Origin of the sequence: Streptomyces sp. NPDC004539, assembly GCF_040610055.1 — a bacterium.
Taxonomy (GTDB): domain Bacteria; phylum Actinomycetota; class Actinomycetes; order Streptomycetales; family Streptomycetaceae; genus Streptomyces.
Window position 1 is genome coordinate 322,143 of the sequence record NZ_JBEXLS010000006.1, and the last position, 22,879, is coordinate 345,021.

19 protein-coding genes are annotated in these 22,879 nt (G+C 73.8%); 11 read left to right on the top strand and 8 right to left on the bottom strand.

What is annotated here, in order from left to right:
• Together ABZX85_RS15635 and ABZX85_RS15640 are read right to left on the bottom strand one after the other, a co-directional pair.
• A complete protein-coding gene (locus tag ABZX85_RS15635) occupies positions 1–1,683 on the bottom strand; it encodes an HEXXH motif domain-containing protein (RefSeq protein ID WP_355867535.1) in 1,683 nt (560 codons plus the stop codon).
• 44 nt (positions 1,684–1,727) lie between these two features.
• Positions 1,728–1,916, bottom strand: a complete 189-nt coding sequence (locus ABZX85_RS15640) for a hypothetical protein (RefSeq protein WP_355867539.1) — start codon at positions 1,914–1,916, stop codon at positions 1,728–1,730.
• Between the two features lie 155 nt (positions 1,917–2,071).
• Between ABZX85_RS15640 and ABZX85_RS15645 the strand changes: the two genes are divergently transcribed.
• The 10 genes from ABZX85_RS15645 (at position 2,072) to ABZX85_RS15690 (ending at position 14,781) form a co-directional block, all read left to right on the top strand.
• Entirely contained in the window at positions 2,072–4,936 is a 2,865-nt protein-coding gene (locus ABZX85_RS15645; RefSeq protein ID WP_355867542.1) for an aminotransferase, read from the top strand.
• Between the two features lie 5 nt (positions 4,937–4,941).
• Positions 4,942–5,928, top strand: a complete 987-nt coding sequence (locus ABZX85_RS15650; protein ID WP_355867545.1) for a LacI family DNA-binding transcriptional regulator — start codon at positions 4,942–4,944, stop codon at positions 5,926–5,928.
• Positions 5,929–6,013: 85 nt separating this feature from the next.
• Positions 6,014–7,621 (top strand): ABC transporter substrate-binding protein, encoded by a 1,608-nt coding sequence (locus ABZX85_RS15655; protein ID WP_355867548.1) that lies wholly within the window; start codon positions 6,014–6,016, stop codon positions 7,619–7,621.
• A 6-nt stretch (positions 7,622–7,627) separates the two neighbouring features.
• On the top strand, positions 7,628–8,596 hold the full coding sequence (locus ABZX85_RS15660) for an ABC transporter permease (RefSeq protein ID WP_355867551.1): 969 nt from the start codon (positions 7,628–7,630) through the stop codon (positions 8,594–8,596).
• Complete coding sequence (locus ABZX85_RS15665; protein WP_355867554.1) at positions 8,593–9,423, top strand: ABC transporter permease; 831 nt, start codon at positions 8,593–8,595, stop codon at positions 9,421–9,423. The genes ABZX85_RS15660 and ABZX85_RS15665 overlap by 4 nt, the downstream gene beginning before the upstream one ends.
• The gene (locus tag ABZX85_RS15670; protein WP_355867557.1) at positions 9,420–10,376 is read left to right on the top strand and encodes an ABC transporter ATP-binding protein; all 957 of its coding nucleotides are present in this window, start codon (positions 9,420–9,422) and stop codon (positions 10,374–10,376) included. Before ABZX85_RS15665 ends, ABZX85_RS15670 begins: the two co-directional genes overlap by 4 nt.
• Positions 10,373–11,080: an ATP-binding cassette domain-containing protein gene (locus ABZX85_RS15675; protein WP_355867560.1), complete on the top strand. Its 708-nt coding sequence runs from the start codon at positions 10,373–10,375 to the stop codon at positions 11,078–11,080. The genes ABZX85_RS15670 and ABZX85_RS15675 overlap by 4 nt, the downstream gene beginning before the upstream one ends.
• Positions 11,077–12,066 carry a P1 family peptidase gene (locus tag ABZX85_RS15680; protein WP_355867563.1) on the top strand — a complete coding sequence of 330 codons (990 nt, stop codon included), beginning with the start codon at positions 11,077–11,079 and terminating at the stop codon, positions 12,064–12,066. The genes ABZX85_RS15675 and ABZX85_RS15680 overlap by 4 nt, the downstream gene beginning before the upstream one ends.
• The gene (locus ABZX85_RS15685; protein ID WP_355867566.1) at positions 12,036–13,019 is read left to right on the top strand and encodes a C45 family peptidase; all 984 of its coding nucleotides are present in this window, start codon (positions 12,036–12,038) and stop codon (positions 13,017–13,019) included. The genes ABZX85_RS15680 and ABZX85_RS15685 overlap by 31 nt, the downstream gene beginning before the upstream one ends.
• A 76-nt stretch (positions 13,020–13,095) precedes the next feature.
• Positions 13,096–14,781, top strand: coding sequence for an MOSC domain-containing protein (locus ABZX85_RS15690; protein WP_355867569.1), 1,686 nt, complete (start codon positions 13,096–13,098; stop codon positions 14,779–14,781).
• Positions 14,782–14,785: 4 nt separating this feature from the next.
• On the opposite strand, the gene ABZX85_RS15695 is transcribed toward ABZX85_RS15690, so the two are convergent.
• Genes ABZX85_RS15695 through ABZX85_RS15705 form a run of 3 tightly spaced genes read right to left on the bottom strand, consistent with a single transcriptional unit; the run spans position 14,786 to position 18,949 of the window.
• Positions 14,786–16,729 (bottom strand): acyltransferase, encoded by a 1,944-nt coding sequence (locus ABZX85_RS15695; RefSeq protein WP_355867572.1) that lies wholly within the window; start codon positions 16,727–16,729, stop codon positions 14,786–14,788.
• Positions 16,730–16,739: 10 nt separating this feature from the next.
• The gene (locus ABZX85_RS15700; protein ID WP_355867574.1) at positions 16,740–18,377 is read right to left on the bottom strand and encodes a CocE/NonD family hydrolase; all 1,638 of its coding nucleotides are present in this window, start codon (positions 18,375–18,377) and stop codon (positions 16,740–16,742) included.
• Complete coding sequence (locus tag ABZX85_RS15705) at positions 18,374–18,949, bottom strand: TetR/AcrR family transcriptional regulator (RefSeq protein WP_355867576.1); 576 nt, start codon at positions 18,947–18,949, stop codon at positions 18,374–18,376. The genes ABZX85_RS15700 and ABZX85_RS15705 overlap by 4 nt, the downstream gene beginning before the upstream one ends.
• A gap of 90 nt (positions 18,950–19,039) precedes the next feature.
• Here ABZX85_RS15705 and ABZX85_RS15710 point away from each other — a divergent pair, with 90 nt between their 5' ends.
• The gene (locus ABZX85_RS15710; protein ID WP_355867579.1) at positions 19,040–20,548 is read left to right on the top strand and encodes a carboxylesterase family protein; all 1,509 of its coding nucleotides are present in this window, start codon (positions 19,040–19,042) and stop codon (positions 20,546–20,548) included.
• 4 nt (positions 20,549–20,552) lie between these two features.
• Here ABZX85_RS15710 and ABZX85_RS15715 read toward each other — a convergent pair whose 3' ends face one another.
• From ABZX85_RS15715 to ABZX85_RS15725, 3 genes are read right to left on the bottom strand one after another with little or no spacing between them, the layout of a single operon-like run.
• Positions 20,553–20,885 (bottom strand): hypothetical protein, encoded by a 333-nt coding sequence (locus tag ABZX85_RS15715; RefSeq protein WP_355867582.1) that lies wholly within the window; start codon positions 20,883–20,885, stop codon positions 20,553–20,555.
• 15 nt (positions 20,886–20,900) lie between these two features.
• Positions 20,901–21,758: a DUF3592 domain-containing protein gene (locus ABZX85_RS15720; RefSeq protein ID WP_355867585.1), complete on the bottom strand. Its 858-nt coding sequence runs from the start codon at positions 21,756–21,758 to the stop codon at positions 20,901–20,903.
• Between the two features lie 10 nt (positions 21,759–21,768).
• Positions 21,769–22,866, bottom strand: a complete 1,098-nt coding sequence (locus tag ABZX85_RS15725; RefSeq protein WP_355867588.1) for a hypothetical protein — start codon at positions 22,864–22,866, stop codon at positions 21,769–21,771.
• Between the last annotated feature and the right edge of the window lie 13 nt (positions 22,867–22,879).

Here is a 22,879-nt window from a genome sequence, read left to right on the forward strand (position 1 = left end):
TCAGCTCCCGAACGCCGCCGCCACCCGCACCGGGTCCGCGTCGCCCCCGAGCAGCGCGTGGACGGCCAGCACGACCTCCGGCCGGCTCAGCAGGACGTCGGCGGCCGGATGCCCCTGCCCCCGCAGCGCCAGCCCTAGCCCGGACCAGGCGTCGGGGTCGGGGCCGCGCAGGACGCGTTCCGTGAAGAGGGCGCGGGCGGTGCGGTGGTCGCCCGTGACGAGGGCGAGATCCTCCGGGCGGGCCCCCTCGACCGATTCCAGGGACTCCGGGAGGTCGTCGGCGAGGAGCCTGCGGAGCAGGACGGCACGGGTGTCCAGGCCGCGTGGCAGGGGCGCCGCGACGACGGTGCCCTCGTCGGGAGGGAGACCGGGACGGGCACCGGGGGACGCGGCGAGGACACGGGCGGCTTCGGCCACCGCGTCGGCGGGGGGCCGTACGTGGTGGGCGCGCCAGGTCGCGCGGTGGTCCGCGGCGGCCAGGGCGGCGGCCTCAGCGGCGCGCGGCTCGACTGGCTCGTCCCACCAGGCGGTCAGCCGGTCAGTCAGCGCGGCGAGCAGATCCCGGCCGAGGGGCGTGAGCCGCCCGGCGCCGCGTACGCCGTCCAGGGCGGTGAGGGTCTGCTCCCGCCAGAGCGCGTACTCGAACCCCGCGACGAGCCCGGGGCGACGGCGCCAGAACGCGGTGACGCCGGTGAAGGCGTAGACGCCCTGGAGGAGGCCGCCGAGGGGGCGGGGGTCGTCGCGCCAGGGGGCGTAGAAGCGTTCGGTGCCGCCGTCGTCGTACAGCGTGAACAGGTGCATGAACGCGCTGAGTTTGTGGTGCTGGAACTCGTGGACCAGGGTGCAGGCGAGCTGTTCGGGGTCGTCGGGCTCGGAGGCGACGACCGCGCCGAAGGCGTCGCCGGAGGAGGCGCTGTGCGGGCGGTAGGGCTCGGAGCGGGGCCGGGGGACGACGGTGCGCAGGCCGGCCGCCATCGCGCGCGCCGCCTCCGGGTCGTCGGCGGCCAGGATGTGCCACGCCTCGGTGAACAGCTCCGCCCACCGGTCGGCGGACGCCACGGGCTCGGGGACACCACGGCCGCGCAGCCCCCGGTACGGGTCGAGGTCGTCGAGCGTGACCGCGCAGCCGTCCGCCCGCAGCTCCCGCAGCCCGTGCCAGCCCTCCCCGCCCACCCGGACGGGCCCCACGTGCACCACGCCCCCCTCGCCGGCCACGCGGACGACGGAGTCCGCGACCCGCGCCCCGCCGATCCCCGGCAGCACCGCCCACCCGTCCAGCACGGTGATCCGGCAGCTGAAGTCGAGCCCGGCGAGCACGGCGGCCGACGCGGCCACCGCGTGCAGATGGGCGGTGTCCGCCCACAACGGTGCCTCGCTCGCGACCGACCCGCGCACCCGGCGCAGCGCGTGGGCCGCCCACGTCCCGACCGCCGGGTACAGCAGCAGCGGCTCCACCTCGTCGGGCGCCGCCCGCCAGGCCCGCCACAGCAGCTCCCAGCCGTGGCCGAGGTTCGGGTAGGGCTCGCGCGGCAGCCGGGCGGTGGCGTCCGCGAGGGCCCGCAGCAGCAGGAGCCGCCAACTGCGCTCACCCGCGAGGAGCGGGGCGACCGAGTCGGCGCCGCCCGCGCCGCGCAGCAGGGCGCGGTGGTCCGTCCGGTCCAGCCGGTGCTGTGGGGTGTCCACGCGCGATTCCCGTTCCAGGTACGTCACTTGAGGAGGGGGCCGGTTCAGGAGGGCGAGCCGTCCTCGGCGCGCTGCGGGTTGTAGCCGCCCATGCTGCTCGCGGGGTCGTCGATCCGGCGCAGCAGCCGTCGCATCGAGGCCGTCATGACCGGGGTGTCCAGGGTGAGGATCTCGTCCGGGCCGACGCCCCGGAGATCGGCCAGCTCCGCCTCGACGCTGTTCTGCTCGCTCACACCGCACCCATCGTGCCGCCACAGTACGTTGAGCCGGCCCGCCTCGGGTCGGGCAGCCCGAGCGGACTGCCGGGCAAGAATAGCGTGGTGCGTGCGTGAGAGCCGGTGATTTCCGGGGCCGGGGATATTGACGGCCGGTGGCGTCGGACCTACGGTTGCCGGAACGTTCCGGCAACACCCTCGGCGCAGAATCGGAGCACGCGATGGCCCTCCCCGACGCGGACTGGCTGGTCCGGCCCATGCCGGTGATCGACGAGTCCGCCGTGACGGCGCTGCTGGCCGAGCGGTACGGGGTGCGCGGTGAACTCCGGGACCTGGGGAGCCAGCAGGACCGCAATGTCCGGGTCGGTGACCACGTCCTGAAGATCGCGAACCCGGCGACGGGGGTCGGGGCGCTGCGCGCCCAGTGCGCGGTGACCGAGCGGCTCGCGCGGGCGCTGCCCGATGTGCGGCTGCCCCGGGCCCGCGCCGGCGTCGACGGGGACGTCGTGCAGTGGCTCGACGCGGGGGACACCCGGCTCGCCTGCCGGCTCCTGGAGTACGTCCCCGGTGAGCCGATCATGGACAGCCGCTACCTCGCCCCGCCGGTCGTCGCCCGGCTGGGCGAGCTGGCCGGCCGGATCGTCGCCGCGCTGGTCGGCGCGGAGCCCGTCGAGGCGGAGGCGGGGCGGCTGTGGGACCTGTCGTACGCGCCCGCCGTGATCGAGGCGCTGGCCCCGAAGATGGCCGACCAGGCGCGTGCCGCAAGGGTGTTGGGGGCCGCGCGGGCCGCCTGGGCGCTCGTCGAACCGTATGCGGACCGGCTGCCGGTGCAGCTGATCCACGGCGACCTCACGGACAACAACGTCGTCTGCGACCCGGGCGCGGACGGCCGTCCCATGGCGTCCGGGGTCATCGACTTCGGTGACCTGGGCCCGGGCTGGGCGGTGGCCGAACTCGCTGTGACCTGTACGTCCGTGCTCCACCACCACGGCGCCGGACCGGTGTCGGTGCTCCCCGCCGTCGAGGCGTTCCACGCCGTACGGCCCCTCTCCGACGCGGAGTCGGCCGTGCTGTGGCCGCTGGTCGTGCTGCGGGCCGGCGTGCTGGTGGTGAGCGGGCAGTACGACGCCTCGCTGGACCCGGACAACGCGTACGCCTCCGCCGCGCTCGACCGGGAGTGGGCGATGTTCGAGGCGGCGGTGTCGGTGCCGGCGGAGGTGATGGCCGGGGTGCTCCGGGCCCGGCTGGGCCGTCCCGCGACCCCGGCCGCCGTGACCGGGCACCGCCTCCTCCCCGGCGACCCGCACGTCCTCGACCTGTCGGTGCACAGCGACGTCCTCCACTCCGGCCGCTGGAGCGAACCCGGCATCGAACAGGCACTGGCGGCCGAGCACCCCACGTCCCGCACCCGGCACGGCGAACACCGCCTGACCCGCGCGGGCGGCGACACCTGCGCACTCGGCGTCGAGGTCCACACCGACAGCGAACGGGAGTTGCGCGCCCCCTGGGCCGGCACCGTCACCGTCACACCCGACGGCCTCACCCTCACCGCCGACGGCCCCGCCCTCTTCCTGGACGGCGCCCGGGGCGAACCCGGCCCCGTCGAGGCCGGACAGCCCCTCGGCACCGCCTCCGGCACCCTCCACGTCCAGCTCTGCACCCTCCCCGGCACCCGCCCGCCCCGCTTCGCCCCCGCCGAACTCGCCCCCGGCTGGCTGGAGTTGTGCCCGGACCCGACCCCGCTCCTGGGCACCCCCGACACCGAGGCGCCGGACACGACGCTGCTCGCCCGTCGCGGCGACGCCTTCGCCGCCGTCCAGGAGCACTACTACGCCGACCCGCCCCGTATCGAACGCGGCTGGCGCCACCACCTCTTCGACACCGAGGCCCGCCCCTACCTCGACATGCTCAACAACGTCACCATCCTGGGCCACGGCCACCCCGCCCTCGCCGACGCGGTCCACCGGCAGTGGCGCAAGCTCAACACCAACTCCCGCTTCCACTACGCCTCCGTCGTCGAACTCTCGGAACGCGTCACGGAGTTGCTCCCCGGGGAACTCGACACCGTGTTCCTCGTCAACAGCGGCTCCGAAGCGGTCGACCTCGCCCTCAGGCTCGCCTGGGCGGCAACCGGCAGACAGGACACCGTCGCCGTCGAGGAGGCGTACCACGGCTGGACGTTCGCCAGTGACGCCGTCTCCACCTCCGTCGCCGACAACCCGAACGCCCTCACCTCACGCCCGAGCTGGGTGCACACGGTCGCCGCCCCCAACTCCTACCGGGGCCGCCACCGAGGGACGGAGGCGCACCGGTACGCGCCCGAGGCCGCCGCCCGCATCGCCGCCCTGCGCCCCGGCGCGTTCATCTGCGAACCCTTCTACGGCAACGCGGGCGGAATGCCCCTGCCCGACGGCTACTTGAAGCAGGTCTACGCGGCGGTCCGCGAGCACGGCGGCCTGTGCATCGCCGACGAGGTCCAGGTCGGCTACGGCAGGCTCGGCACCCACTTCTGGGGCTTCGAGCAGCAGGGCGTCGTACCGGACATCGTCACCGTCGCCAAGGCGATGGGGAACGGGCATCCGCTGGGCGCGGTGATCACCCGCCGGGAGATCGCGGACGCCTACCGCACGCAGGGGTACTTCTTCTCCTCGGCGGGCGGGAGCCCCGTCAGCTCGGTGGTCGGGCTGGCCGTCCTGGACGCGCTGCGGGACGAGGGGCTCCAGGCCAACGCCCTTGAGGTGGGCGGGTACTTGAAGGAGCGGCTCGTGCGACTCGCCGACCGGCACGAGCTGATCGGCGCCGTCCACGGCTCCGGGCTGTACCTGGGCGTGGAGTTCGTGCGCGACCGTACGACGCTGGAGCCGGCCACGGAGGAGACCGCCGCGATCTGCGAGCGGCTGCGGGAGCTCGGGGTGATCATGCAGCCGACGTCGGACCGCCAGTGCGTGCTGAAGATCAAGCCGCCGCTCTGTCTGACCCGGGACGACGCGGACGTGTTCGTCGCGGCGCTCGACGACGCCCTCACACACGGATGGTGACGAGGATGCCCGCCGCCACCATCGCCGACGTCGCCCGCGAGGCGCGCGTCTCCAAGACGACCGCCTCGGACGCCCTGCGCGGACACGGCCGGGTCTCCGAGCCCACCCGCAGGGCGGTGCTGGCCGCCGCCGAACGCCTCGGGTACGCGCCGAACCGCAGCGCGCGCAGCCTGCGCACCTCGGTCACCGAGACGATCGCCCTGCACATCCCCGAGTTCCTGACCAGCGCCGAGTACTACATGTCGTTCGTGTTCGGCGTCGCGGAGCAGGCGGCCCGCGCCGGGCTGAACGTCACCCTGCTGTCCTCCGGCCACCTCCCGCAACGCGGCGCGGTCCCGCAGGTCGACGGGCTCGTCCTGTGCGACCCCGTCGCCGAGGACCCGGTCGTCGACCAGCTCATGAACAGCGGCCTGCCCGTCGTCACCGCCGAACGCTACGTCGGCGACCGGCAGCCCACCGGCGTCATCTGGTCCGACCACGAGACGTCGATGACCGAACTCCTCGACCACCTCCACGCGAGCGGCGCCCGCCGCCCCGCGTTCATCGCCTCCGACACCACCTCCGACTGGTCCACCACCCTCCAGACGACCCACGCCCGGTGGTCCGAGGAACACGGCCTGCCGCACCTCGTCCGCAAGGCCCCCTTCGGCTCACCGCCCGACGTCCTCCAGGCCGTCGTACGCGAGATGCTCGCCGACACGCCCGGCATCGACGCCATCGTGTGCGCGGCCGACGGAGCCGCGGCGGCCGTCCTGCCCGAACTCCGGGCGGCCGGGCGGCGCGTGGGCCACGACCTGCTGCTCGCCTCCTGCGTCGACAGCTCCGCCATGCGCACGGCGGAACCCCCGATCACCGCGGTCGACCTCCGGCCGCGGGCCATGGGCGCCGAATGCGGGCGCCTGCTCTGCGAGATCCTGGCCGGCGACACCCCGAAGGGCACGGTCCGCGCCCTCCCCATCGAACTCAACGTCCGCGCCTCGACCCGAGGCTGACCCCCGGAGCTCCCGGACACCGCCAAGGTGTCCGGGCCGTTTCACCACTGTTGCCGGAACGATCCGGCAAAAGGAGGAGACGATCATGCGAAGATCAGCGATCGCCGTCGGATGCTGCGCGGCCCTCTCGGCCGCCCTCACATCCTGTTCCGCCCCCGCCACCACCGACCCGGGCACCGCCGCCAGAGCCTCGAAGACCGGCTACCTCACCGAGTCCGACACCTCCCTCACCGGCAGCGGCCCGCTCACCGTCCAGCTCGACTACGACACCGTCGAGGCCGGCGGCCTCGACCCGCAGACCGCCGCCACCGCCCGCTCCTGGTCCATCGAGTCCCTCGTCTACGAACCGCTCGTCACCATCGGTCCGAAGTTCGACGTCCAGCCCCTGCTGGCCAGCTCCTGGAAGCAGCCCAGCGCCACCACCTACGTCTTCACCCTCCGCCCGGGCGTGAAGTTCTCCAACGGCCGCGCCGTCACCCCGGCCGACGTCGTCGGCAGCCTCCAGCGCCTCCTGAAGTCCAAGGCCGCCTACGCCGCCCAGCTCGGCCCGGTGACGTCCGTGACCGCGTCCGGACCCGCCGAGGTGACCGTTCGACTCGCCAAGCCCTACACGCCGTTCCTCGCGGCGCTCGCCAACACCCCGGCGGCGGTCCTGCCGATGAAGGAGATCGACAGCGGCGCCCTCGACCCGGCGAAGGAGATGCTCGGCACCGGCCCGTTCGTCGTCAAGGACCACAAGCAGGACCAGTACTGGAACTTCGCCCGCAACACCGGATACCGCGACGCCGGGAACGTCCACGTCAGTGAGCTGAAGATCGAGATCGTGCCCCAGGAGACCGCGCGGCTCGCGGCGCTGCGCAGCGGGAGCGCGGGGCTGGTGAACTTCAACAACGTCGACTCCGTCGGCCAGTTGAAGGGCACAGGGAAGGCCGAGGTCGTCGGGCAGACCAACAGCGACTTCTACTACCTGATCCAGAACTCCAAGAACGCGGCGTCGCCGCTCGCCGACGAGAAGGTCAGGTTCGCCCTCAACAGCGCCCTGGACCGCGAGGAGATCGCCTCGGTCGCGCTCGGCGGACAGGCCGAACCGACCGGCGTCACACCGAGCGTGCTGCCCGGCGCCTGCGACCCGAAGACACTGCCCGCAGCGAGCGCCAAGGCCCCCGACACCGCCGCGCTCAAGAAGGCGGGCACGCTCCGGCTCGCCGTCTACACCTCCGAGCCCGCCGTCGGCCAGATCGCCCAGGTGATCCAGCAGCAGCTCGGCAGGGCCGGCGTCACCGTCAAGATCCAGAAGTACGACGACACGACCTACACCAGCAAGGTGTTCGGCGCGAAACCCGACTTCGACCTCGCCCTCGGCTGGTACGCCGGATACGTCGACGCCTCGATGGTCTCCCGCTGGTGGAACCCCGTCCTCGCGGGCTTCTCCAGCACCTTCCTCACCGACGACAAGACCCTCGACGCCCTCATCGACCGGGCCGGCACCGAACCCGCAGGCACCGCCCGCACCAAGACCCTCGCCGAGCTGTGCGCCCGCGTCGACACCGGCGCCCAGATGCTGCCCCTCGTCAGCCGCCCCACCGTCATCGGCTACCGCACCGACAAGGTCAGCCCGACCCTGCGCGCCGCCGAGGGCTACGGCAACGTCCTGCGCGACATCGTCCGCTACACCCTCCCGGACGCGAAGTAGCCCGCCATGGACCACATCCGCCGGCTCCTCGGCCGGGTCACCGCCGCCGCGCTCACCCTCCTCGGCGTCTCGGTGCTGATCTTCGCCGCCCTGCGCGCCATGCCCGGCAGCTACACCGAACTCGTCCTCGGCCCCCTCGCCACCCCCGAACAGAAGGCGTCCGCCGCCGCGAGCTTCGGCCTCGACCGGCCCGTCGCCGAGCAGTACGGGCACTGGCTGCGCAACACCGTCACCGGCGACTTCGGCACCTCCCTCGTCACCAGGTCCCCGGTCGCCTCCGAATTCGCCGACCGCCTCCCGGTCACCGTCACCCTGACCGTCCTCGCCCTCGCCCTCACCCTCCTGATCGGCGTCCCGCTCGGCGTGTACACCGCGACCCGGGCGGGCGGCGGACGCGGGGGAGCGGCGGGCCGCCTCCTCAGCGCCTTCGGGATGAGCCTGCCCGAGTTCGTCCTCGGCAGCCTCGTCGTGTTCCTCTTCACCCGCTACCGCCTCGGCCTGAGCGTCGGCACCTACACCCCCTGGTCCGAAGGCCCCCTCGCCTCGGCCGGCTCCCTCTTCCTGCCCGCCTGCGTCCTCGCCGTGTTCTGCACGGCCGCGACCGCCCGCACCACCCGCGACGCCGTCCTGGGCGTCCTCGTCGAACCCCACATCGCCGCCGCCGTCGCCCGGGGCGAACCGAAGGGCTTCATCGTCCGCCACCACGTCCTGCGCAACGCGTCGGTGCCCGTCCTCACCCTCGTCGCCACCCTCAGCGCCTACCTCCTCGGCGGCGCCGTCATCGTCGAGCGCCTCTTCGACGTCCCCGGCCTCGGCTCCTACCTCGTCGACGGCCTCGACCGCCGCGACTACGCCGTCGTCCAGGCCGGGGTCCTCCTCGCCGCGACCGTCTTCATCACCGCGAACCTCCTCGTGGACCTCCTCAGCGGCCTGCTCGACCCCCGCCTCGCCACGGCCGCGAAGGGGGCGGCATGAAAACGTGGAAGTCGTACGACCGCCTGATGCGCGGCGCGGTAGGGGTGCTCGTGGCACTCGTACTCGCCTCCCTGCTGGGCCAGGCGACGGGCATCGGCGGACGCCCCGACACCATCGCCGGACCCCGCCTCTCCCCGCCCGGCTCCGGCTGGCTCCTCGGCACCGACAACCTCGGCCGCTCCCTCCTGCCCCGCCTCCTGGAGGGCATCGGCACCACCCTCCTGCTGTCCTCCCTGGCCGTCGCGGGCACCGCCGTCATCAGTACGACGCTGGGGATCGTCGCCGGCTACCGGGGCGGGCGCACCGCCGAGCTGATCCTGCGGATCGGGGACGTCCTCTACGCGTTCCCCGCGATCGTGCTGGCCGTCCTCGTCGCCGCCGTCCTCGGACCCGGCCGGGGCACCGCCCTCGCCGCGATCGTCCTCGTCACCGTCCCCCTCATGACCCGCATGGTCGGCGTCGCCGCCCGCGCCGTCGCCCGCCGCGAGTTCGTCACCGCCGCCAGGATCAGCGGCGTACCCGCCCGGACGATCATGGTCCGGCACATCCTGCCCAACGTCGCCGGCACCATCGCCGTCCAGGGCACCTACGCCCTGTCCGTCGGCATCCTCGTCGAGGGCGGCCTCAGCTTCCTCGGCTACGGCGTCCAGCTCCCCGACGCCTCGCTCGGGCTGCTCATCCAGGAGGGCGGGCTGTACATGGTCGGCGCGCCCTGGCTGATCGTCGCCCCCGGGGTCGTGCTCGTCGCCGCCGTCATGGCGATCAACCTCGTCGGGGACAGCCTGCGCGACCGCTTCGAACCCCGAGAGACGAGGTCGCTGGTATGACCGGTCTGCTGCTGATCGAGGACGTCGTCACCGAGTACCGCACCGGCGGCCGTACCGTCCGCGCCCTCGACGGGGCGAGCCTCGCCGTGGGCGCCGGGGAGACCGTCGGGATCGTCGGGGAGTCCGGCTCCGGCAAGTCCACCCTGGGCCTGCTCGCCGGACGGCTCCTGCCCCGCACGGCGACCTGCCCGCGCGGCCGGGTCCTCGTCGACGGACAGCCGGTCCTCGAACTCGCCGACGACAAGATCGCCGCCCTGCGCCGCGAACGCCTCGCGTTCGTCCCCCAGGACCCGATCGGCGCCCTGAACCCGACCCTCAGGATCGGCCGCCAGCTCCGGCTCGCCCTGCGGGGCACCGGCGCCGACCCGGCCGCCCTCCTCGACCAGGTCCGCCTCGGCCCCCACGTCCTGCGCCTGTACCCCCATCAGATCTCCGGCGGCATGGCCCAGCGGGTCGCCGTCGCCATGGCCATGGCCCGCAAGCCCGCCCTGCTCGTCGCCGACGAGCCGACCGCCGCCCTCGACAGCCAGGTCCGGGAGGAGATCCTCACCCTGCTGTTCACCCTCGCCGCCGAGCACGGCACCACCGTGCTCTGGCTCAGCCACGACCTCGGCGGAGTGGGCCGCCGCTGCGAGCGCGTCGCGGTCATGTACGGCGGACGGATCGTCGAGGAGGGGCCCACCGCCGACGTCCTCGCCGCACCCCGCCACCCGTACACCGAAGCCCTGCTGGCCGCCGACCCGGCGCGCGTGAAGGACGGCACACGACTGCACACCATCGCCGGGACGCCACCCGTCCTCGCCGGGGAGCCGCCCGGCTGCGTGTTCGCCGCGCGCTGCGGGGCACGGGAGGACGACTGCGAGGCCGTCCGCCCGCAGACCCGCACGGCCGGCGGGCGCACCCTGCTGTGCCACCACCCGGTCACCGCCCACCCCGAGGAGACGGCCCGATGACCGAACCCGTCCTGCGACTCACCGACGTCAGCGTCGCGTTCAGGTCCGTCACCGCGATGGACGGCGTCAGCCTCCACATCGACCCCGGAGAGACCCTCGGCCTCGTCGGCGAGTCCGGCTCCGGCAAGACGACCACCGGAGCGGTCGCCCTCGGCCTGCGCAAGCCGACCTCCGGCACCGTGCACAGGCCCACCGGCGTCGGAGAGATCCAGGCCGTCCTCCAGAACCCCCACTGGTCCCTCGACCCCCGCCTCACCGTGGCCGACTCGGTCGCCGAACCCCTCAGCGCCGTCCGAGGCGGACGCCTGCGCACCCACCGCCCCGCCGCCCTCGCCGTCCTCGACCAGGTCGGCCTCCCCGCCGACTACGCCGGCCGCCTGCCCCACGAACTCTCCGGCGGCCAGCGCCAACGCGTCGCCATCGCCCGCGCGTTGATCACCCGCCCGAAGTTCGTCGTCCTCGACGAGGCGGTCAGCGCCCTCGACGTCTCCGTCCAGGCCCAGATCCTCAACCTGATCCACGACCTCCAGACGGAACACCGCTTCGGCGCCCTGTTCATCTCCCACGACCTCGCCGCCGTCCGCTACCTCGCCCACCGCGTCGCCGTCATGCGCGCCGGACGGATCGTCGAACTCGCCGACGCCCACCGCTTCTACACCACCCCGCAGCACCCCTACTCCCGACAGCTCCTGGAGGCCCTGTGAACCACACCGTCCCCACCCCCTCCTTCGGCCCCGCCCTCAGCAACGACGACCACGACCTCGTCCCCCGGCCCAGCCCCGGCCGCGAGAGCGTCGCCTTCGACTTCCCCGGCGTCGAGGTCGGCACCGCCGAGTACGCCGAAGGCCCCACCGGCGTGACCGTCGTCCACGTCCCGGCCGGCGCCCGGATGCACATCGACGAACGCGGCGGCGCCATCGGCCTGTTCTACGGCGACAAGCAGTACGCGCACGCCGTCTGCCTCGCCGGCGGCTCCCTGTACGGGCTCGGTGCCTGCGCCGGGGTCGCCGACGAACTCCGCGCCCGCGTGGACAACCGGGTCGGCTGGAACGACCTCAAGTGCGTGTCCGGCGCGATCATCTACGACTTCGCCGCCCGCGACAGCGCCGTCGTCCCCGACGCCGCCCTCGGCCGGGCCGCCCTGCGCGGCGCCGGGCACGGCAGCTTCCCCGTCGGCCGCGCGGGCGCCGGGATCAGCGCCTCCGTCGGCAAGGTCGACTGGGAGCGCTGCGAATTCGCCGGCCAGGGCGCCGCGTTCCGGCAGGTCGGCGACGTCAAGATCCTCGCCGCGACCGTCGTCAACGCCGTCGGCGTCATCGTCGACCGGGACGGCACCGTCGTACGCGGCAACCACGACCCCGCCACCGGCACCCGCAGGCTGCCGCACCACGACTACGAGGCCGCGCTCGCCGGGAAGGGGCCGCGGACGCGGGCCGGGAACACGACGATCTCCGTGCTCGTCACCAACGCACGGCTCGGGGACCGGGAGCTGGAGCAGTTCGGGAGACAGGTGCACGGCTCGATGCACCGGGGCATCCAGCCCTTCCACACCAGCCTCGACGGCGACACCCTCTTCACCCTCACCACCGACGAGGTCGACCTGCCCAGCGACCCCGCCGCGAACGTCGTCGGCCTCGGCTCCGTCGCCGGCGAGGTCATGTGGGACGCGATCCTGAGCAGCGTCCGGTGATCGCCCGCCACCACCTCGACACCGCCGACCCCACGGCACGCGGCCACGCCCTCGGCACCGCCGACCGGGACCGCATCCACGCCGGCATCACCGGCTACCGGCGGCTGTTCGAGGCCGTCGCGGTCCCGCCGGGACTGCTGCGCCCCTACGGCGAACAGGCCGTCGAGGCGATACGCGGCTGGGCGCCCGACCTGTACACGGAGCTGGCCGCCACAGCCCGCGCCGCCGGGGCCGAACCGTGGCAGCTCGGGATGCTCAACGCGCGCACCGAGATCCTCGCCACCGTCGGCGCGACCGCCGAAGGGGAGTGCTCGACCGCCGTCTACCTGGGCGCCGACACCCCGCGCACCCTCCAGACCTGGGACTGGCACGAGGAGTTCACCGACGGCAAGACCCTCGTGAGCCACCCCACGGCCCGGATCTTCACCGAGGCCGGCATCCTCGGCAAGATCGGCGTCAACTCGGCAGGGCTCGGGCTGCACTTCAACATCCTCAGCCACGCCGAGGACGGCGACGGCATCGGCGTCCCCGTGCACGTCGTGGCCCGCAGGATTCTCGACGAGGCCGCCACGCTCGCCGAAGCCGTCGACCTCGCCCGCTCCGCCCGCGTCTCGGCGTCCACGGTCCTGACCGTCGTGAGCCGCGACAACGACGGCGCCTGCGTCGAGCTGAGCCCCGCCGGGACCGCCGTCCTGCCGCCCGACGCCGACGGCTACCTCCTGCACACCAACCACTTCCTCGATCCCCGCCTCGCCGAAGGGGAGTCGGCCGCCGAAGCGGGAAGCACGCACGTCCGGTACGCACACCTCGTCGCGCACCGGGAGTTGCTCACCTCTCCCGACCCCGCGCGGTGGACCGCGCTGCTCGACGTCCACGAGACCGAGAGGGGGCGGCCGTCTGCTGCCATCCGCTGCCGGGGCTGCCGTTCCACCAGCAGTGGCGGACCCTGCTGACCGTCGGACTCGACCTGGACCGGGGGGAGTTGCGCTGCCACGACGGCGGGCCGTGCACGGCGGGGGAGGCCGGGGCGTGGGAGCGGTTCTGAGGTCGCTCCACCGGTATCCCGTGAAGGGGATGACGGGGGAGGAGCTGCCGGAGGCGGTCCTCGCGCCGGGGGCGGGGCTGCCGCTGGACCGGGCGTTCGCGCTGCACCTCGGCGCGGCGCCGGTCACCTCCGGGTGGATCTCCAGCGAGGAGCTGATGCGGCTGCGGCAGAGCGCCGAACTCTCCCTCTACCGGGGCGTGTCGGAGGGTGACGGGGTGCGGCTGACCGCGCCCGGCGGGCGGGAACTGCACGTCCGGCCGGGCGAGCCGTTCGGTTCCGCGCGGCTGGTGCGGCCCGGCGCCGCCCTGTGGGACTGGCCCGACGCCGCCCTGTCGATCGTCAACCTCGACACGGTCCGGGCACTGTCGGAAGCGGCCGGGGTCCCCCTCGACCCCGCCCGCTTCCGGGCCAACCTGTACGTCTCCGGACTCGGCGCCTGGCGCGAACTCGCCCTCCCCGGGCACCGGTTGCGGATCGGCGGGGCGGAACTGGAGGTCACCTTCCCCACGGAACGCTGCCGGGCCACCTCCGTCCGCCCCGGCTCCGGGGTGCGCGACCTCAACGTCCCCGCACTCCTCGCGACCCGCTTCGGGCACCTGTACTGCGGGGTGTACGCGAAGGTCGTGCGCGGCGGACGGATCGCGAGCGGCGACGCCCTCCACGACCTGGGCCCCGGCGACGGAACCCCGGACGCCCGCCTCGCCGCGCCCGGCCGCCCCCGGTACGCGGAACTGATCCGGCGCACCGACGAGAGCCCCACGGTCACCACCTTCACCTTCCGCGACCCGGCCGCCACCCGCCCCGGACAGCACCTCCGCCTCCATCTCACCGACGAGAAAGGCCCGTTGTGGCGCTGCTACACCCTCACCGGCGCCGACAGCGGCGAACTCTCCGTCAGCGTCAAGCGGACACCGGGCGGCCGGATGTCCGCCACCCTGCACACCCTCCCGACCGGCTCCCGCGTCCTGCTCTCCGGCCCCTACGGCGAGGAGCCGACCCGCCTCGGCTCAACACGCCCTCTTCTGCTGGCTGTTGCCGGAATCGGTATCACCCCGGTCCTCTCCCTCCTGCGCGCCCTGCCGCCGGAACGGCCGGTCACCGTCCTGAACGTCGTACGCGACGAGACGGAGACACCCCTGTGGGACGAGGTCATCACCCTCGTCGGCAAACTCCCGCACGCCGAGGCGCACTTGATCGTCGGACGCCCCGACCCTGAACAGCTCACCGCGCTGATCCCGCAGGCGACGGGGGAGGCGTATCTCTGCGGCCCCGAGGGGTTCGTCGATCTCGTCCGCACGACACTGCTGGCGGCCGGAGTTCCTCCTTCCGCGATCACCGACGAACGGTTCTACACCCCGCGCGAGGTGCCCCTCACCGAGACGGAACAACTCCCGCCGTCCCCGGGCCCCTTCGCCGTCCACTACACGGAGACCGGCACGCGCATCACCTGGACCCCCGACAGCGGCACCCTTCTCGACGCCGCCGAGGCGGTCGGGCTGCGGCCTGCTTCCGCCTGTCGTGCCGGTGCCTGCGGCACCTGTCGGCACCGTGTCACCGGGACGGTCGCCCACCTCGGCGAACCGGCCGTTCAACTCGGTCCCGGCGAGGCGCTGTTGTGCTGCGCGGTTCCGGTGGGCGATGTGGAGGTGCACGGCAGGGAGTGCCGGTGAGCCGCTACAACTGGCGGGCCGCTTCCGGGCGGTGGACGCCGCGAGGGCGGTAGCCGAGGGCGTCCGCGCGGCCCGTGAGGTCGGCGAGGTACCAGACGATGGCGAGCCACATCTCCGTGCCCTGGAGGCCGGGGGCGTGGCCGGGGCCGAAGGCGAAGCCCTCGCCGGGACGCCAGCGGGGGAGGACCGCCGTGAGCTGGCGGTCCGCCCAGGCGTGGATGTCCGAGGCGCGATGGCCGGGGAGCTGACGGCCGCACAGCCACAGGGGGTGGGCCACGTCCAGGACGTTGCAGGCGTTGTCCCGGGCGGGGCCGAAGTGGCGGGGGTCCCCGGCGTGGTCGAGGACCGCGTCGATGACCCGCTGCGGATGCGGGACCGGCAGACCGAACTGGGCGAAGGAGCCTCGGGTCAGCCGGTAGTAGCCGTTGACGACCTGGAGGCGGCCCTCGGTGGGGGAGGGGGTGCCCCACAGGCCGGTCCACGGGTCGGCCCGGGTCAGGAGCCAGCCGAAGAGGGCCTCCAGGGTGCCGGGGCGCAGCGCGTCCTGCCGCAGGTTCCAGTGGGCCGCCGTCGCCCACGCGTCGATCCAGGCACCGGCTCCCCACGCGCCGTCCCGCCACGGCAGCCCCTCCAGCCGCGCCACGAGCTGCTCGGCCGTCGTCTCCTGGACGCCCCGCACCGGGCGGGGGAACGAGGAGCCCAGCAGATCGAGTGCGTACCCCACGGACAGGACGTGGTAGAGCGCTGCCCCGTCCCCGAGCAGCCCGTCCCCCTCCGGCACCGGCACCGCCTCCCCGACCTCGGGCACCCACCCCGTCGCCGGGTCCTGGAGCACCGACAACCGCTCCACGTGCTCCCCGGCGGTCATCTGCCCCGGCGCCTCGCCGAGCAGCAGGTCCGCGATCTCCACGGCGTCGCAGTGCGCCCGCACGGTCGGCGCCGCCCCGGGCCGGTCCACGTACCGCTCACCGTCCCAGGACCGGGCGAGGAGAGCGGCGGCCTGGGCGCGGGCGGTGTCGGCGAAGCGGGTGAGGGGATCGACATGTGCCCCTCCGGGGCCTGGGCCGCCTTGGCGGAGCCGCACGGCATCCTGCGCGTCCCGCCGATCCTGCGGGAGCGATACGGTGCGGCCCGGGGCGGGTGACCTCGCCCCGGCGTGCGGCGTGTCCGCCTCCGCGTCCGTCGTATCGGGCCCGGCGTGCGGCGTACCCGGCCCCGCGCCTGCCGCATTCGGCCTGGCGTACGGCGTGTCCGCCTCCGCGTCCGGCGTGTCCAGCCCCGCCTCCGGCCCCGCGCCCGGCACATCCGGCCCGGCGTCCGCCGCCTCCCGCGCACGCCGCTCGACCTCCCGCTCCTCCACTGGAAGCGACCCCGCCTCCCCTCCACCCCGCCGGTCCCGCAGCACCCGCGCCGGATTCCCCGCCGCCACCGACCACGCGGGCAGATCCTTCGTCACCACCGCCCCGGCCCCCACCACGCAGTGGTCCCCGATCCGCACCCCGTCCACCACGACGACGTGCGACCCGATCCACACGTCGTCCCCGACCGTGATCCCCCGGCTCGTCAACGGCTGCCGGAACACCGGCCGGTCGGGCGCCATGGCGTGGTTGAACCCCAGCAGCGACGTGTGCGCCCCGATCCGCACCCCGTCCCCGAGGACGACCCGCCCCCGCACGGTCGTGAACGGATTGACGGTGCAGTCCGTGCCGGTCGTCAGCTCGCCGGTGACGTAGGCGTGCGCGGCGATGTACGAGTCGTCCCCGAGCCGCAGCCGGTCCGGGAAGACGGCCGCCGACTCGGCGACGTAGCACCGCTCCCCGACGGCACTGTCCCCGCCGAGCCCGCGCTGCCGCTCCCGCTGGGCGGCCCGCTCGCTCTCGTCGGCCTCCGCCGCGAACAGCCAGGGACAGTGGTCGAAACGCCGTACGGACGCGTGCTGTTGATCCACTCGGTGAACGCTAGCCGGGGGCGGACCCGGGCGAAAGGGCGCGGACCGGCAGGACGACCGCCGACGGGCGCCCGGGATCGTGGAAGACGAGCTGGTCGGCGGCGCGCAGGGCGGTCGCCGTGGCCCGGGGCTCGCCCGTCCCCGGATTCCGGTTGTACCGGGGGAACGCCCCGCTGGACACCTGCACCCGAATCCGGTGCCCCCGCCTGAACCGGTACGCCGTCGGCCACAACTTCACCTGCGCGCAGGTCACTTCATCGGCCCCGGTCAGCCCCGTCAGCCCGTCGCAGACGTTGACCGAGCGCCCCTTGCCGTCCACGTCGCACAGCCGCACGAAGACGTCGGCGTACGGCAGGCTGGAGCGGAACCACACCTCCGCGCTGACCTCGCCGACGATCTCGACGTCCTCGTCCAGGACGGCGGTCGTGTACGTCAGGACGTCCGCCCGCGACTCCAGGGGAGCCTGGTCGACGGCTCCGCCCTTGACGCCGAGCGCCAGCCGGACCCCGCCGACAGCGGGGGTCGGGTCGCCGGGGTCGTACCGGTAGCCGTCGGGCTCCGAGTCGGCCGGGGGCCGCCAGTCGAGGGCGGCGTGCGGCTGGAGGTGGAGGCGGCGGGGTGTGTGGTCCGGGGGCGGCCAGGACGGGAAGTCGCGCCAGGTGTCCGCGCCCATCACGTACAGCCGGACCGGCGCCCGCCCGGCCGGTTCGCGGCCCTCCGCGAGGTCGAGGCCGAAGCCGAGGGCCTCCGTCACGGCGAGGGCGCCGGAGCCAGGAGAGGTGTGGGTCCAGGGGCCGACGGTGAGGCGGGCCGGACGGCCGGCGTCCTGGAGGACCCGGAAGTCACGCAGCTGGCCGGGCAGGAAGATGTCGTACCAGCCGCCGACGCTGCTCACCGGGACCCGCGTGTCCGCCACCCGGTCGCGGTGGTCGAGGGCCTGCCAGAACGGCGAGCCGGCGTCGTGGACCAGGATGTCCTGGAGGTAGTCGTACCGGCGGCCGACGGCCGCGTGGTCGGCCTTGTTCAACGGCAGTGTGTGCAGCGCCCGTTGGACCCGCTTCGCGCCGAGCAGCTGGCGCGGCATCGCGAACGGGCGCTCCTGCCCGGCGACCTGGACGCCCCAGCCGAACGGGGTCTCCAGGGAGAAGCCGTCCGGGCGCAGGAACTCCAGGGTCAGCGCGGACTCCGTGACGACCGGGATCATCGCCTTGACCTGCGGCGGCAGGGAGTCGGCGACCGCCCACTGGACGAAGCCGAGATAGCTCGGGCCGAACAGGATCATCGACTCCCCGAACCAGGGCTGTGCGATCACCCAGTCGAGGGTGTCGAGGCCGTCCTCGCGTTCGCGGCGCAGCGGGTCGAAGGGGCCGTCGGAGCCGAAGGTGCCGCGCGTGCTCTGGATCAGCACCTGGAAGCCGCGTTCCGCGAGCGGGCGGGCCATCGAGTTGCCGAGGAGTCCGGCGCGGCCGTAGGGGACGCGGACGAGGACGGTCGGCAGGCCGGGGGTGTCCGCCGGGCGCCAGTGGTCGGCGAGCAGGACCGCGCCGTCGCGCATCGGGACGCGCAGATCGCGGGTGACCGTCAGGTCGCGGGTGCGGGGCGGGGGCAGGCGCAGGGCGCGCTGGACGAGGTGGCTGCCGATGTTCATCGGGGGGACCTCCGGCTGGGGGAGAGCATGGTGGTGAGGCGCAGCAGACGGGCCGCCAGCTCCTCGGGGTCGAGGGGGTCGTCGGCGTCGACGATCCAGTCGTTGACGAGCGCGCCCGTGCCGCCCGTGATGAACGCCTTCATGTCGGCCGCCGCCGCTTCGTCGAACGCCTCGAACGCCTCCCGCAGCGACTCCGTCGTGATGAGCGTGCCGAACAGCCTGTTCATCGCGCGGGTCATGGGGAAGGCGCAGGAGCCGGTGAGGAGCGCCCGGTAGAAGGGGCGGTGCCGGGCGAAGTGCCGGGCCATGGCCAGCATCCGCGTCTCGTGCGGGACGGCGGCGTCCCGCACCTCGGGCAGCAGCTCGCGCTCCACGAGGTCGGCCGCCGCCGCGACCAGCAGCGCGTCCCGGTCGCCGAACTGGAGGTAGACGAGCTGGCGGCTGACGTCGGCGGCCTCCGAGAGCTCGGCGACGGGCAGCGCGGTCGTACCGCGCTCGGAGACCAGGCGTACGGCGGCTGCCATGAGGGCGGCGCGGTTGCGCAGGACGCGGCGGTCTTGGCTGACGGGCATGACTCCGAGACTAGACAGCTGTCAAAAAATGGGCAACTGTTAAATGGAGTGCTTTACAAAGCTGTCAGTGAGAGATCCAGAGAGGCCGACATGTCAGACCACCCCCAGATCCGCACCACCTCAGGAACCGTCCGAGGCCGCGCCGAAGCCGGCCTCGCCGTCTTCCGGGGCATCCCCTACGCCCGCCCCCCGATCGGCGAGGACCGCTTCCAGGCCCCCCGCCCCCCGCTCCCCTGGGACGGCGTCCGTGAGGCCCTCGCCTTCGGCCCGCCCTCCCCGCAGGAGGCGGGCATGGCCGGACGCACCGACGACAGCGGACTCTTCAGGACGACCGGCGACGACTGGCTGACCCTGAACGTGTGGACCCCCGCCCCGGACCCGGCGGCCCACCGCCCGGTCATGGTGTGGATACACGGCGGCGCCTACCAGCACGGCTTCTCCGGCAGCCCCGGCTACGACGCCCAGGACATCGCCCGCGACGGCGACGTCGTCTTCGTGTCCCTCAACTACCGCCTCGGCGCGGAGGGGTTCCTGTCCGTCGAGGGCGCTCCCGCCAACCGGGGGCTCCTCGACCAGGTCGCCGCGCTGGAGTGGGTGCGCGACAACATCGGCGCGTTCGGCGGCGACCCCGACCGGGTGACCGTCCTCGGAGACTCGGCCGGTGCCGGGTCCGTCGCCGCGCTGATGGTGATGCCGAGCGCGGCCGGGCTCTTCCGGCGGGCCGTCGGACAGAGCCTGCCGGGGACGTACCTCTCCGACGCCCTAGCCCGTGACATCGGCGCCGCCGTCGCCGCCGAGGCGGGACTGCGGCCGACCGCCGCCGCCCTGGCCGGGATCGGCCCGCTGGACCTGCCCGCGATCGGACGGGCCGTCCAGGACAAGATGCGGCTCCGCGAGGACCGGTGGGGAGCCTTCGCCCACACCCTGAGCCTCTACTCGCCCGTCGTCGACGGCGAGATCCTCCCCGTCACCCCCTGGCAGGGCCTCGCGGACGGCGCCGGACGCGACGTCGACCTGATCATCGGCCACAACCGCGACGAGTGGCGCACCTTCCTCCTCCTCGGCGGCCTCCTCGGCAAGGTCACCGACGAACAGGCCGCCCACGCCGTGAAGCACTTCGGCCCCGGCACCGACTTCCGCGCGGCGTTCCCCGGCCTCGGCGCCGAGGACCTCTTCGAACGCGTCCAGTCCGACTGGCTGTTCCGCATGCCGGTCCTGCACCTCGCCGAGGCCCAGACGAAGGGCGGCGGTACGGCCTACCTGTACGACCTGGCCTGGCAGTCCCCCGGCACGAACGGCCTCCTGCGCGCCTGCCACGGCCTCGACGGCCCCCTGCTCTTCGGCACCTACGACGCCCACCTCGGCCCCGCCGCGATCGGCCCCGGCGACACCGCCGAGGCCCGCCTCCTCACCGACCAGATCCGCACCGCCTGGACGTCCTTCGCGACGACCGGCGACCCCGGCTGGCACCCCTACGACCCCGAACGGCGCCTCACCCGGATCTTCGACACGGAGCCCTCCGTCGAGCCCTACCCGCTGGAGACCTCCCGCCGCCTCTGGCAGGACCACCGCTTCGAGGCGCTGCCCCTCACACCGTGACGACTCACGCCGTGACGACCGCCCGGTCGGCCAGCAGCGCGACCTGAGTGAAGTACGCCCGGAACAACGCCTCGTCGCCGGGCGGCACCTGGAAGGACGGGGACGTCGCGTACCGGAACCCGAGCCGGTCGGTGCCGTACAGCGCGGCCCGCGGATCGCGGACCACACCGACGTACAGCGTCCCCGGCCGGTCCGGCTTCTTGAAGTGCACCGTCGCGCCCAGCCAGGCCAGCGGAGTGCGGAACGAACTCGCCGAGCTGTCCAGGTCGAACTGCTCGAACACCCCCCGGTCCACACGCAGATGCAGGTTCTCGTAATCGAACGTCAGCGGTTCCATGGGGGAGAACATAACTCAGGCCAGCAGCACCGCTCCCGCGACGGTCGCCCCCACCAGGACGGTCACCAGGGCGAGCACGAACGGCGTCTCCCAGCTCTCGGAGCGGCGCTCGGCCGCGACGTCCAGCGTGAAGTCGGCCGGGTTGCCGGGGAGATGGTGGACCAGGACGTCACGGCCGTACGACGTCTCGGGCTTCGGGATGCCGGACGTGCAGTGCGCCGTCACGGTCACGCCCTCGGCCGTCGTGAACCGGACGACCGGCGTGATCGTGGTGACCGTGCCGCCCTCGGAGTCGGAACTGACGTCCTTCAGGACCGCGATCACCGTCCCCGGGACGGCGTCCATCGTCGCCAGCCGGTCCCTGCGGCGCCGGCTCTCGCGCGCGTTCCCCGGCAGATAGAGCATGCCCATGACGGCCCACGGCCCGCAGAACCCGACCAGCGCCCACGGCCACGCCCGCTCCACCGCGAGATACACCACCACCCCGGCGTAGATCAGGAACACCGCGAAGTTCGGCCAGCCGAGCCCGCGCCCCGGCTCCACGGGGGCGCTGGAGAACTCGTAGGCGTGCGGTCTGCCCCGCAGATGGCTCACCTCGATCTCCCGCCCCACCCAGGCCGCGGTGATCATCTCCCCGCGCTCGCCCTCGTTCGTGACGACGGCCCGCTCCCCGGTCTCCGGTTCGACGTAGGAGACGACCACGGACACCCCGTCCCGCTTCGACCCCCCGTGCAGCGGCTCCCGTACCTGCTCGATCCGGGCCGGCGCCCGTACCGTGCGCTGCGCGCGGCTCATCCCCGACAGCGACCTCCCGTACCCGGCCAACGCCAGCACGCCCAGCACCGCACACCACACCGCCAGGTACAGACCCATGCGCTCTCCCTCAACTCCCGCTGTGCCGGACGACGTTCCCCTGCCCGTCCGCCTCCAGCGAGCCCGCACCCCCGCTCCCGGTCACCGAGACCCTGAGCGTGACGTTCCCGTCCGTACCGGCGGCGGTGAGCTGCCAGCTCTGCCGGGTACCGAGACCGCTCCCGGCCTGCTCGACCAGCGCGGGGACACGGTCGAAGGGCAGCGACCGGGGATCGAACCCGGTGCCCTTCGCGCCACTGGGGGAGAAGACGACCGTCAGCAGCCGTTCCTGCACGACGACGCTGAGCGCCTCCCCCTTGGTTCCTCCCTGCGTCAACGATTCGACGGACCGCCGCAGCTCACCGGCGTCCAGCATCGACTGGCCGGGCCCGAGCGAGAGCGTCCCGGTCGACGACGTCACGACCGTCGTGTCCGTCTGCGACCGCGAGTCGGAGGAGGAAGAGGAGGACGACGACGAGGACGACGGCGACGCCGGGCCGGAGTCGAACAGGTCGCCCCGGAAGGCGAAGACGACGCCCGCCGCCGCGAGCAGCAGCGCCAGCACCGTGAGACAGCCGAGCGCGCACCCCTCCGCCGCGTTGGCCTCCACGACCGGACCCGGCACCGAGTCCAGCCGGGCCGCCGCCGCCCGCTCCTCCCACTCCGGCGTCGGCCGCTTGACGATCCGCATCTTCCACAGCGTGTCCGGCGGGTACTCGACGACGACCACCCCGCGCGGCCGGTAGGCCGGCAGCTCCGCGAGGTTGATGTCCTGCCGGAACCGGACCCGGTACCCGGGACCGTCCTCGGGGACGACGCTGACCTCGAACTTCACCGGCACGTCGCTGTGTTCGCTGCCGATCGCCTCCACGCTCTCGATCATCGCCAGCGCCGTGCGCGGCACGACGGCCGCCTCCCGGGCGCGGCGCGGCCCGCCGACGAGGAACAGCAGCAGCCCGTACACCGCGGGCACGGCCAGCGACGCGACGATCAGCGGCACCTTCTCGATGACGATCCCGACGACAAAGGCCGACAGCGATCCGCCGACCACGGCGCCCGTCAGCACCCCCCGGACCAGGTCGACAAGCGTGTCGTGCTGGGGCGGCGCCTTGGCCGCGGTGATCGTCATGGCCCGATTGTGC

Bases quoted from the DNA above. Each gene is read 5' to 3' on its own strand.
- ABZX85_RS15650 (WP_355867545.1), top strand. From the start codon at position 4,942: ATGCCCGCCGCCACCATCGCCGACGTCGCCCGCGAGGCGCGCGTCTCC.
- ABZX85_RS15655 (WP_355867548.1), top strand. From the start codon at position 6,014: ATGCGAAGATCAGCGATCGCCGTCGGATGCTGCGCGGCCCTCTCGGCC.
- ABZX85_RS15660 (WP_355867551.1), top strand. From the start codon at position 7,628: ATGGACCACATCCGCCGGCTCCTCGGCCGGGTCACCGCCGCCGCGCTC.
- ABZX85_RS15665 (WP_355867554.1), top strand. From the start codon at position 8,593: ATGAAAACGTGGAAGTCGTACGACCGCCTGATGCGCGGCGCGGTAGGG.
- ABZX85_RS15670 (WP_355867557.1), top strand. From the start codon at position 9,420: ATGACCGGTCTGCTGCTGATCGAGGACGTCGTCACCGAGTACCGCACC.
- ABZX85_RS15675 (WP_355867560.1), top strand. From the start codon at position 10,373: ATGACCGAACCCGTCCTGCGACTCACCGACGTCAGCGTCGCGTTCAGG.
- ABZX85_RS15700 (WP_355867574.1), bottom strand. From the start codon at position 18,377: ATGAACATCGGCAGCCACCTCGTCCAGCGCGCCCTGCGCCTGCCCCCG.
- ABZX85_RS15705 (WP_355867576.1), bottom strand. From the start codon at position 18,949: ATGCCCGTCAGCCAAGACCGCCGCGTCCTGCGCAACCGCGCCGCCCTC.
- ABZX85_RS15710 (WP_355867579.1), top strand. From the start codon at position 19,040: ATGTCAGACCACCCCCAGATCCGCACCACCTCAGGAACCGTCCGAGGC.
- ABZX85_RS15715 (WP_355867582.1), bottom strand. From the start codon at position 20,885: ATGGAACCGCTGACGTTCGATTACGAGAACCTGCATCTGCGTGTGGAC.
- ABZX85_RS15720 (WP_355867585.1), bottom strand. From the start codon at position 21,758: ATGGGTCTGTACCTGGCGGTGTGGTGTGCGGTGCTGGGCGTGCTGGCG.
- ABZX85_RS15725 (WP_355867588.1), bottom strand. From the start codon at position 22,866: ATGACGATCACCGCGGCCAAGGCGCCGCCCCAGCACGACACGCTTGTC.